5 protein-coding genes are annotated in these 12,225 nt (G+C 58.6%); 3 read left to right on the forward strand and 2 right to left on the reverse strand.

Annotated features, from left to right (window positions below):
- Positions 1-86: 86 nt before the first annotated feature.
- Both ONB52_05535 and ONB52_05540 read right to left on the reverse strand, forming a co-directional pair.
- Positions 87-941 carry a carboxypeptidase-like regulatory domain-containing protein gene (locus tag ONB52_05535; GenBank protein ID MDZ7415610.1) on the reverse strand — a complete coding sequence of 285 codons (855 nt, stop codon included), beginning with the start codon at positions 939-941 and terminating at the stop codon, positions 87-89.
- Between the two features lie 37 nt (positions 942-978).
- On the reverse strand, positions 979-3,279 hold the full coding sequence (locus ONB52_05540; GenBank protein MDZ7415611.1) for a TonB-dependent receptor: 2,301 nt from the start codon (positions 3,277-3,279) through the stop codon (positions 979-981).
- Between the two features lie 965 nt (positions 3,280-4,244).
- Here ONB52_05540 and ONB52_05545 point away from each other — a divergent pair.
- From ONB52_05545 to ONB52_05555, 3 genes are all read left to right on the forward strand, one after another.
- Positions 4,245-7,259, forward strand: coding sequence for a TonB-dependent receptor (locus ONB52_05545; GenBank protein MDZ7415612.1), 3,015 nt, complete (start codon positions 4,245-4,247; stop codon positions 7,257-7,259).
- Between the two features lie 164 nt (positions 7,260-7,423).
- Positions 7,424-10,867 (forward strand): T9SS type A sorting domain-containing protein, encoded by a 3,444-nt coding sequence (locus ONB52_05550; GenBank protein ID MDZ7415613.1) that lies wholly within the window; start codon positions 7,424-7,426, stop codon positions 10,865-10,867.
- A 56-nt stretch (positions 10,868-10,923) separates the two neighbouring features.
- A complete protein-coding gene (locus ONB52_05555; GenBank protein ID MDZ7415614.1) occupies positions 10,924-12,027 on the forward strand; it encodes a PorV/PorQ family protein in 1,104 nt (367 codons plus the stop codon).
- Positions 12,028-12,225: the final 198 nt, after the last annotated feature.

The raw sequence follows: 12,225 nt of genomic DNA on the forward strand, positions 1-12,225 counted from the left end.
CAAATGGTTTTTCCTGTACGCTTGAGATTGCCTCGCAGGCAGGAGCTCTTTCCGCCGCAACCGCGCGCGACTGGCTGCCGGCCGTTTCATCGCCGGCCGGCGCCGCCCTCGGTCACAACAAACCGGCCACCCACCCGTTTCGCTGGAATCTTCAAAAACTCCGCTCCGATTTCCTCGACATGCTCCCCCAGGCTGGCAAGCAGGCCGGCGGGCATATTTTCCTGCTCGATGAAAAAGTACGGAATGACTTCATAATGCCCGGGCGGCACGATGTTGGGGGTGAAATTGAATACCATCCGCCGGCTGCGCACTTCGCGACCAATGCGGTCATAATCGCGGGTGCGGGCGCTGACATCGGGCACGTCTGCAAACACCCGCCCATCCTCCTGCCGCTGCAACACGATGGCGCCCAGCAGCCCGCCGACACTTTTGGGATAGACCACGGTGACCGAGTCGAGCGTGGCCTGCAACGACACCTGCACATCCACCGGCCCTTCGAACACATTGGGCACCACGGCCGGCGAAACGATCGTGGTGATCTCGAGAATTTTGAAAAGCGAGACGCGGTCAAGCAATTCGCCGCGCGCGTTCACCCCGCCGGCACCCTTGACGAAGCGGCCGTTGTTGATCAGAACCTCGACCCAGTTGAGTTTGTAATTGGCGAGATAGAAATAGAGCCGATGCCAGCCGGCGATAAGCAGGGATTGTGCCGCCGGCAAATGCAAGGAGAATTCGCCGGTGGCAGTGGTGCGCGTGGAGACGGTGCTTCCCTCCAGCCAGACATAGACATCGGCAGGAGGGCTGCCATCGCTCAGTTCCACCCGGCCACTGAGCTCATTGCTCTGCTGCGCGATGCCCTGCTCGGAGAGGGGGCTGCTGCTGCAGCCCATCAGCGCCAGGGTGAGCAACAGGGCGGCGGCACACCAGGAAGGCTTTCTCATGGCAGGAACTCCTGAAAAGAGGTTCGACTCCGGGGAGTCAGTACTGCGCACCGAGCACGAGATAATAGCGCCGATCACGAATCGCCAGTCCCTGCAGCACCTGATCGGTTTTGTTGATCAAATTGCGACCGGAGGCATTGACGAAAAATTTCAGTTTGTCGATGCTGAAGGTTTTGCTGAGATGCAAATCGAGGTTGGAATAGCCCGGCAGGGTCACCTCGGCCAGACCGCCAAACGCCGGCGCGCCGCTCGCCTGATCCCCCAGCTTGACGCGCCGGAGCCAGCCCACCTGTTCACTCTCCGTAAACCAGTAGGCCTGGAAGGAGTAGCCTTGATGATCGAGATTCAAGGTGAGCGTGCGCTTGAGATCGGATTTGAAGGGAAACGCCGCCTTCTCGGAAATTGCGTAGCGCGCCAGGCCGCCGCTGAGGGTCACTTTTTTGCGGAAGAGGAAAACGCTGGCCTGCGATTCGATGCCGGAAATCCGGGCGTTTTGCACGTTGTCGTAGAACAGGATCGGGATGCCGGGCGTGGCGGCCGCGCGAAATTTGTTGGCATAATAATTCTGGAAGAAGTTGCCGTTCACCTGCCAGCCGTAGATGCTGGTCTGCGCGCGCACGTCGCGCATGATGCTGGCGCCCAGCTCCAGGCTGCGGTTGTGCTCCGGTTCGAGATTGGGCTGGCTGGCAGCCGGCGCGAAAAAGGCGGGTGAACTGATTTGCTGCAGCAGCGTGGGAAATTTGACGCTGGCGCCCACGTTCAAATAGCCGTTCACCGCGAGGTTGTTGCGATACCCGGAAAAACCCAGGGCAAATTTGAATGTGGTCGCGTGCCAGTCATGGCGTCTGAAGGCACCGGCGGTTGCCAGGGGATTCGGATCCGCCGGATTGCCGCGCAGCACATACTCCGGCTGTTCATCCAGCACGCGATCATGCCGCATGCTGAGATCGACATCCACAGTTTGCAAAAAGTCCGAGCCGCCGTTATTGTGCAATTTGGCAATGGCCACCACGCCGTGATGCTGGCGGGTGAAGGAGGCGGAGTGCAGCCCCAGCCGCTGCTCGCCGGGGACGTCGCGGTCATCGAGAAAATCCAGCACTGCCCCCTCGAATTGATATGCCGTGAGCAGATCCAGCCGGCCCAGGGGAAAGTGTTTTTCCGCATTGAGATGAAGGGCGCGATTGTCGATCGCGCCGCTCACCGATCCCGCGCTCACCACCTGACGGTCTTCTTCCATTTGATGCAGCGAGACCGCCAGCTCGAAGTCCGGCTGGCGGGTCTGCGCCACCGTGTAGCGCACGGTCAGAATGTGATTAAAGTTGTCGGCACGCTCGTCGAAGAGCTGATCCGTGTAGCGCCGGTCGGTGTAGAGGTAGCTTGCCGTCAGGGATTTGCCCGACGGGCTGCCGCCGGCCCCGGGGAAGCGGTAGGTGAGGTTGGCGGCATGATGCCGCTCGGTGTTTTTCAACCCCAGGTCTTCCGCGAGGGCAATGAAATTGCGTTTGGAAGCACCGCGCTTGAAATTGTAGGAGACCAGCAACCGGTTGAACTGGCGGAAGAAATGCAGCCCCCAGTTGCCGGAGCGATAGGTGCCGAAGCGCTGCTGAAAGCGGATGGAATAATCCTTCTGCACGCGCGGCACCGCGTTGATCACCCCGCCGAAGGCATCGGCACCGTAGAGGGCGGTGTTGCTGCCCTTGATCACCTCCAGTCGCTCGAGGTCCTGCAAATCGAGCATCTGCAGATCGAAGAGGTTGTCATAGGCGCTGTTGAGCCGCATGCCGTTGAATAAAACGGCGACCTCATCCGCATTGCTGCCGCGAATCGAGACGGTTTTGCGGCCGCTGAGCTGCTCCGCGACCTGCACGCTGTGATCGGTCTTGAGCAAATCGCCGGCATCCACGAAGCCGCGGATTTCGAAATTTTTCGCGTCGATGAGCGACACGGCCTGGGGCAAATCCCTGGCAATTTTCGGCGGCCGCTCGCCGACCTCCCGCACTTCGATCTCCGGCAGCACGATGACGCGCGGCTGCAGGTAAACGTAGCGCAATTTGAGCAACTCGGCGAGCGGGAGCGTGCGGGTTTCATAGGCCACGTGTTGAAAGACAACGATGCTGGCAGAGCTGGTATCAATCAGCCGCAAGGTGAAACGGCCACTCAGGTCGCTGACCGTGCCGATTTTTGTACCCTGGAAATAAACGCTGACACCGCGAATTTCACGGTGGGTGTTGAGGTCGCGGATAATCCCTGAAAAGGAACTCTGCTGGGCGGACAAGATGGCGGGAAGGAGGGCTCCCCAGAGAATCAACAATTTGGCAAGCCATCTGCAAGACAGCATAAAGGCCTCCTCATGTGAGCGTCATGGTGCGTTGCGGAGTCGACGCGAGAGCTGGCGGAAAATGGAACTCCGGGTTCAGAGATGCAAGCAAAAAGTTGTGAATGGCGCGGCCGATGCATTCGTGGCCGTTGGCTGTAGGCGGATCGCCATCGCGGGCAGGCGGCGTTTCCGGTCTTGGTATCCTCTGGCGGTATCCCCACGCGGCTGCTGCCTTCGTGCAAATGCCTTCCCGATATTATGCAAAATTGCGCACACCGCTTTATAAAATCGGACTTGACTCGAGTTGAATTTTTAACCATAACATCTTGATTTCAATGCTTGTATTTCTCTTGGGTGGCCATCTATCCTGTCTTGTTATTGCGTTGGCATAATTTCTGTTAAAGCATTCCTCATCTTGATAAAAATTTTTCTCCGTGCGTTATGGCTGGGTTCTGACCACGGTGATTCCGTAGTTCGCAAGAGAGTTTCCCTTTCCGTGCATTGATTTTGGAGTAGACAACCACTCGATTTAAGCGGGGCAGTAGAGTAGCAGGAAGGACAAAACTTCCGACGGATCGCCAAGAAATCAAAGCGTCGGCAGTGGGTGTGCCAAGTTCTGCGAAATGAGTATTTCATACTACCGTCATTACTACACTACATTTTTTCGGTACTTTGGCTGCATTAGCCCTCGGCTAGTGGCGCAGCGCGCCATTGCGTTGGAGGGTTTTTTCATTTTATTATTAAGGGAATGGGCGTTCGCAGGACAGAGTGGGTGAGCGGACGCCGCTTGAGTAAAGCCTCGGTTACATATGTTGGGAGGCAGCGCGGACCTCTTGTCTGCAGGCAGGTGAGCTGTGATACCTCGCACCTTACGGATGTGTCTCTGGCAATGTTGTGATGGCCCCAGCTCTTCTTCGTGGAAGGATCCGGCAACTAAACTTATTTACTAACCATCCTGGAGGAGGTAGAGTATGCATCGCAGGTCCATGGCAGTGCTTGTCTCGTTGCTCCTGCTGCCGTGCATGCTGTTCGCCCAAGACGGCAAAATTCGCGGGCGGGTGACGGCAAAGGACACCAACGAGCCCCTGATCGGCGCCAACGTCGTGATTGACGGCACGACGCTGGGCGCTTCGGCGGACCTCAATGGCGATTACGTCATTTTGAGTATTCCGCCCGGCGTGTACACCGTGCGGGCGAGCTACATCGGTTACCAGACCGTGGCGATCGCCAACGTGCGTGTCAGCGCCAACTTGACGACCACCCAGGATTTCTCGCTGCCCAGTTCCGCGATTGCGGTAGAGGCAATGGAAATCGTGGCCGAGCGCCCGCTGATCCAGCGCAACACCACCAACACCGTTCGCCTGACCACGCAGGAAGACATTCAGAATCTGCCGTTCCGCGGCGTGCAACGGATCGTGGCGTTGAACTCGGGAACGGTGCTGCAGGATGGCGATCTGCATGTGCGCGGTGGCCGCACCGGTGAAGTGGCCTACTATATCGACGGGGCCACCGCATTGAACCCCTTCAATAATTCCGAAAATGTCAGTGTGATTCAGGAGGCCATTGAGGAAATTCAGTTGCAAGCGGGTGGTTACACTGCGGAATTCGGCGGTGCCAACTCCGGCATCGTCCGCACCACGGTGCGCACCGGTGGCCCGGAATTCAAAGCCACGGTCGATTATCGCACCGATGATTTTGCCAAACCGGGCGAGCAATTTCTCAGCACGTCCTCCTTTGGTCATCGCAATGCGGTGGTCACTCTGAGTGGCACGCTGCTGGGCAAAACCAAGTACTTCATCGCAGGGCAACACAATTATCAGCGCAACCGCCAGGTTCGTTTTGTCGAGCCTTTCAGCTTTAAAGATCTTGTGACCGACGCCCTCGGGCCGGCGGGCCGGGATGGTGCCGGTAAGCCGCTGCCAGGCCCGGTGGAGTTCGAGAGAAATTACATTCCGCGCAACAAGCGCGAAGACAACTCGGTGCAAGGCACCCTGGCGTATGATCTGACCAACTCACTGAAATTTCGCTTCACCGGCAGCTATGGCCAGGTGACGCAGCCCAGTGGCAGCTCCTGGCCGGCGGCGCTGCAGAACATCTTCCGTCGCCGCCTGCCCACGCAGGAGACCAAAACCAGCCTGGCCAATCTCAAAGCCACGCATGTGCTCAACCCCAAGACCTTTTATGAGGTGGCGGTTTCCTACACCGATCGGCGTTTCCGCGAGTATGACAAAACTTTCGGCGACAACTGGATGCTTTATGCCGACAGTCTGGCCAACGCCGAAAAAGGTTACACCGGCTTCATTAGCCGCTATGAGCCGCCCCATGCCTACAGCACGGTGAACAAATTCTTGTTCTATCATGAAAATTCCCCGGTAGGGCTACCTGCCAACGACGTGGCTGTCGGCCGATACTTCCGCAACAGCCAGAGCAACATCGGGGCCTCGCTGGATTTCACCAGCCAGGCGACCAAGACCTGGGAAATTAAAGTGGGTGGCCGGGTTGACCGCTGGACCATGCGGCGCTTCGACGTCAACAATATCAGCGCGGCTTTGATCTATCTCTATGGCCGCGATGGCAAAAGCCCGCGCCAGTTCGAGAGCGAGCAGGAGCGGCAGGTCCGCACCGCGCGCGCTGGCGTGATGAACGTTTATGGTTACGACTCTTTCGGCAACAAGATCAATGACGGGCCCGAGGGACCGCGCCACCCGATGTTCTGGGCGGCCTATGTGCAAAACAAGCTGGAGTATCGCGATCTGGTCGTCAACCTGGGCTTGCGCTATGAGCGCATCTCCACCGACGCCCTGGCACCCAACGATCTGGAGAACCCGGCGTTCGATGAAAAGCTCAACTACATCGACCTTACCAAGGTGACCACCGCCAAGTCGCAGGACTACTGGCTGCCACGCGTTAATTTCTCCTTCCCGGTGACCGACCGCACCGTGTTCTATGCCACCTACGGCAAGTATGTGCAACTGCCGCAATTGACCGACATCTTCACCGGCAATCGCATCTTCAGCAACTCTGTCAGCCCGGTGTCGCGTTCGCCCTATGGCTATTTCGGCCAATATGCCGGCTTCACCGCCAAGCCGGAACGCACCACCCAGTATGAGATGGGCATCCGCCAGTCAATCAGCGACAACTTTGCCTTCACCATGACTGGCTTTTACAAGGACCTGCTCGACCAGCTTCGCTTTGACCGCGTGCTCTCCGAGGGTCGGGGTTCAATCCCGGAAGGCCAGACCGTGTTCTCAGGTTTGTTGAACAATGATTTCGGCACGGTCAAAGGTCTGGAACTGACGCTTGAGCTGCGCCGGGTGAAGCGTTTGGCCGCCAAGATCAACTACACGCTCTCTGATGCCCGCGGCACGGGTTCGGACAGCCGCCAGACCCAGGTGGCAGTGAGCGACGGCGGCGCACGCTATCCCATTCTCACCTACAAACTTGATTTCAACCAGACGCACCGCGGCTCCATCGTGCTCGACTATCGTTTTGCCAAAGGCGATGGCGGCAAGATTCTGCAAGGCACCGGTTTGAACGCCATCCTGACGTTCAACAGCGGCCATGCTTATACCCAGATTCAGGAGCCCAGGACCCTGGGCCAATCCAACCCCTGGAACATCGGCGTCTACCCGCTGGCGGATCCGCGCTTCAGCAATCCGGTGGAGCCGGTGAATTCCTCGACGACGCCGTTCAACTTCAACATCGATTTGAACTTCAGCCGGCTGATTGATCTGGGCAAATTCGACGCAGAATTTTACATCAACGTGTTGAACTTGTTCAACACCAAGAACGTCATCAACGTTTATCCTAACACCGGCACCGCCGAGGATGACGGCTGGCTGCGCAGCCAGTTGGCGATCTCCTTCGCCGGCATCCCGAGGTACACGGAGCTTTACAACGCGATCAACCGCGACAATCGCTGGGCCTACAACAGCACCACCGGCAACGACCTGTTCTCCAGTCCGCGCCAAATTTTTGCCGGCTTGCGCCTGGAGTTTTGACGACCGCCGCGTTGTGAGACCCGGATGGGTGTTGTGAGAAACGATTGCGGATGAACGCACCCCGCTGCCTGTGCCCGGCCTTCCGTCCAGGAGCGCACGGGCACAGTGTCCGCGCGGAAATCATCCTGCAACTGTGAGATGTAAACAAAAAGGAGTCACAGACCATGCAAAAACGCAGTCTTTTGCTTCTGCTGCTGGTCGGCCTGTTGCTGTGTGGGACGACCGCCTTTGCCGAGCGGCCGGTGGGTGAGCGCGAGCGTGATAAAAATGTGCTCAGCAAACCGACAGGCACGCCACGGTATCAGATCCTCAACATCAACAACATTTGGACGTGGATGCGCTCCGACGGCCAGTCCAACCATTCGCCGCTGGCGGATGATGGTACATATTTTCCGCGCGGCACGGGTTCGGCCATCTATCAGGACGGCATCATGTGGGGTGGCAAAGCCTATCTGGACCCGGCTTATACCCAGCCGGCGCCCAAAGCCCAGTTGATCCGCGTGGGCGGTGCCAACTATGTGGTTGGCACACGTGAGGGCCGCATCATCGGCGAAGGTGCCAATGCGGTGGCGGCCGATCCCGCCGGCGCAGATGTGCGCGCCTACCGCATTCGCCGGGACTACGCCTCGATGTCGCGCGTCGAATTGCTGCGCGATGCGGCGGAGTATTATGAAATCCCGCAGGCCAACGTCACCGACGCCCAGATCAACGAAGTGCTGCGGCGCTATGCGCTGGATTGGAAGGAATGGCCGGTGCAATACGGCGCGCCTTATATTGAACGCAACGGCACGCCCGGCTACCAGCCCCCGCCCGATTTCAGCGCGACCTTCACGGTCGATGATCTCATCAAAGGCAATTATGACGAGCCCGGCATTGCGGGGGCGGATCCCAACTCCCCGGCCGATCAAGTGGTGTGGACAGTCTTCAACGATCTCGATCCCAACACCACCCTGGCTCTGCAAGGCTCGGAACCGTTGGGTTTGGAAGCGCAAGTCACGCTGTGGGGCTATAAGCGTACCGATGCACTCGGCAACATCTATTTCCGCCGTATCAAGCTGATCAACAAAGGCGGCGTGGATGTCACCGATGCCGGTGGCACCAAAGGCGCCTTCTATATCAACGAGATGTACGTGGCGCAATGGTCTGACCCGGATCTCGGCGGCGCCGGCGATGACGTGGCTGGTTGCGATGTGAACTTGAGCATGGGCTTCGTGTACAACGGCCAGGCGATTGACAGCGAATATCGCGGTTTTCGTCTGCCGCCACCTGCCATCGGCTATGACTTCCTGCAAGGTCCGGCCGTGCCTGGCGACCCCACCGATCGTGCCGTTTTTGATTTGAAATACAAAGACGGCTTCAAGAACCTGGGCATGACCTCCTTCTCCTATTTCTCAGCCGGTTCGACGATTTCAGACCCGCCGCGGGACTATGCGCGCGGCACCATCCGCTGGTACAAGATGCTGCGCGGCTTCGCTCCCATCGATGGTCCGGATCAATATTATCCCTTCCCACCCGGGCTGACGCCCAATCAGTTTCCGCTCTCCGGCGATCCGGTGACCAAGACCGGTTTCCTGGATGGCTTGGGCGAGCAATACTCCTTTGCGCCGGGCGATCGACGCATCAACCTGAGCACTGGTCCGTTCACGTTGAACCCCGGCGAAACCCAGGAAGTCGTCGTGGCAGTGGTCGGTGGGTTGGGCGCCGACCGCATCTCCAGCGTCGCGGTCATGAAGTTCAACGACCGTTTCGCGCAGAACACCTACAATGCGCTTTTCCAGGTTCCCAAGCCACCCGCGCCACCGCGCGTCACGGTGTCGGAAGTGGACGGCAAGGTTGGTCTGGAGTGGGGCAGCGATCTCAACCGCGTGCGCGACACCGAAACGACGGTGCAACAGCCTGGTGGGTATACTTTCGAGGGCTACAACGTTTACCAGTTCCCCAGCCGGGGCGCTTCCTTGTCTGAGGCCAAGCGCATCGCGGTGTTCGACCTGGCCACCGACCCGACAGTTATTTTGGATGAACAGTTCGACGTGGCCTCCGGCCTGATTCTCAGCAAGCCGGTGCAGTTTGGTACCAACAGCAGCATCCAGCGGTATTTCAATTTCAGCCGCGACTATATCCGTGACATCGAAAAGCTCTACAACGGCCAGGAATACTACCTCGCTGTCACGGCTTACAGCCGGGCGACTGTTCCCGGCTTCCTGCCGGCATCTTTGGAGTCAGAGCCGACGATTATCACGGTCATCCCGCGGGTGCCGTTCGGCGTGTCTTATCAAACCGCCTTTGGTGACACGCTGCCGGTCAGCCATACCAGTGGCCGCAGCGACGGCATTATCCTGCCAATCGTGGTCAATCCCAAGGCCAGCACGGGCGACAACTATGAAGTGCGTTTCGCCGTCGACAATCAGGGTGTCACCACCTGGAGTCTGGTGAACAAGACCAAGAACAGCACGCTGCTCAGCAACAAGACCAACCAAAGTGGTGACGAGAATTATGACATCGTTGACGGGATGTTCCTGCTCGTCTCCGGTCCACCGCCCGGCGTGAAAACCTGGGAATGGACCTCGGGCAGCCGTTTTCTCACCTGGGCCGATGCCGACGGTTTGGGCTTCGAAGGCTTCAATGGCGCGCTGGGTTGGGCTTCACCGCGCTCAGTGTTCAATGATGGCAAGATGTTTGTCCCTGCCGACAAGCTGAAAAAGATTGAAATCCGCTTCGCCAACGCCGACGCCAACGACCTGGAATTCGATCCCAATCAGCCCAATGTCTCCTACGGTTATCGCTACGGTCGCAACTTTGCCTCGGCACCGGCGCGGCCGGAATTTGCGCCTTTCATTATCAACCCGGCTGGCGGTTACTCCTTCCAGGATTTTGCCAAGAACGTGCCGCTCGCGGTGTATGACGTTGACGCCAACCCGCCGCGCCGCCTGCGCGTGGGCTTCCTGGAGAACAACGTCGCCGGTGGCAAAGTCAATGGCCGCTACAACCCCGGGGTTTTTGGAACGACGAATAATACCAGCAGCACCGGCCCACGGGAGTGGTTGTTCATCTTTGATGCGGATTACAGCGAGACGGCTGATCCCGCTTACCAAGTCGAGCTCATCTCCTCCGATTTGCCGGTGATGTACTTTGCGACCTGGCAGCGGCGCAATGCCAATCCCTGGACCGACGCCAATGTCATGACCATCACCCCCAACCGGCCGAATACGCCGGATGATGTCTTCAGCTTCACTGCACCGGCGCCGAAAAAGGGAGCGGATTTGGAGGCGCAGAGTGCTGAGCACATCGGTGTGTATCCCAACCCCTACTATGCCTTCAACCCGGCGGAAACCACCACGCTCAATCGCTTTGTGACCTTCAACAACCTGCCGCCCAACGCCACCGTCCGCATCTTCAACATGGCCGGCCAGTTGGTGCGCAAGCTCGAGAAGGTCAATGATCCTTCGCAGTTCCTGCGCTGGGATTTGCAGAATCAAACCGGCCTGCCGGTGGCGAGCGGCATGTACATCGCGCATGTGGAAGCCACTTTGCCGTCAACCGGTGCCAAGACGGTCAAGGTGTTGAAACTGGCCATCATTCAGGAACAAGAAGTGCTGGAAGTTTTCTAAGCGCTGCGCTGACTCATTTTCGCTTTCACCACTCTCTTTGCAGAAGGAGAAATGTCATGAAGAGTAAAGTAGTCTTCTCCATGCTTGGCCTCGGCGTGGCGCTGGCGATGTTGCCGCTGCGGCTGTCAGCGCAGGCTCTGGGCGAGGGCATCGAAAATAAACGCATCGGCACGGCCGCGGCCACCGAATTGTTGATCCCGGTGGGTGCGCGCGACCTGGCCATGGGCGGCGCCAGCCTGGCAACCAGCGCCGGCATCGACGCGTTGCATTGGAATCCCGCCGGTCTCGGCCGCATTGCCTCCACTGCGGAAGGGACTTTCACCACCATGTCCTACCTCGCCGACATTCGTCTGAATTACGGCGCCGTGGGCGTGAACTTCGGCGGCTTCGGGGTGGTTGGCCTCAGTGTCCGCTCCTTCGATTTTGGCGACATCCTGCTGACCACCAACGATGATCCGGAAGGTCGTGCCGGCCGGACGTTCGCGCCCGCTTTTGTCACCGTCGGCCTGACCTATTCCCGCGCCTTTACCGACGCCATCACCGCCGGTGGCACGATCAAACTCATCTCGGAAAAGATGGGGCGCGCCAGTGGCAATGGTATGGCACTGGATTTGGGCGTGCAGTATCACACCCTCGCCGGCATCAAGGGGCTGCATCTGGGGGTGGCGATGAAGAACATCGGCCCGCAGATGAGCTTTGGTGGTTCGGGCTTGTTGCGCCGGGCGACCTCTTCCGAAGGCAGCCGGCCGGAGCAATATTATGAAATCAAACCGGCGAGCTTCGAGCTGCCCTCCTCGGTGGAGATTGGTCTGGCTTATGAACGCACCATGAGCGAGAACTTCACGGTCAACGTCAGCGGTGCTTTTGCCAACAACAACCTCGGCCTGGATGGCTATCGCGGCGGGGCGGAAGCGCTCTATCAAGTGAGCAATAACCTGCGGCTGGCGGGCCGCGCCGGCATCGAGCTCTCCCCCAATGGCGGCATCGATGACAGCGCCACCAAAATCTCCAGCGGCGGCGACGACCAAATCTTCGGTCCGACGTTGGGCTTCGGTTTCATGTACAAGACCGAATCCGTCGACATCACGCTGGACTACGCCTACCGCTCGGTCGATTTCTTCGACAGCAACCAGATGTTTACGCTCAAGCTCGGTTTCTAAGCCGGTTTGAATGCGATCAACTCTTGTTGTGTGAAAGGCTGCTCCACTGGAGCAGCCTTTCTTGTTGTGCACCATGCCGTGCGGGGAAGCGGAAAATTTCTGCCCGCAGCCGCAACGCCGCGATCCTGCCCGTCATGAGCAGGGGTCAAATCGTCTCTCATTGGCTGCCCGGTGTGGTGGGCAACGGATCACGATAAA

Source organism: candidate division KSB1 bacterium (assembly GCA_034506255.1).
Lineage (GTDB): Bacteria > Zhuqueibacterota > Zhuqueibacteria > Zhuqueibacterales > Zhuqueibacteraceae > Coneutiohabitans > Coneutiohabitans thermophilus.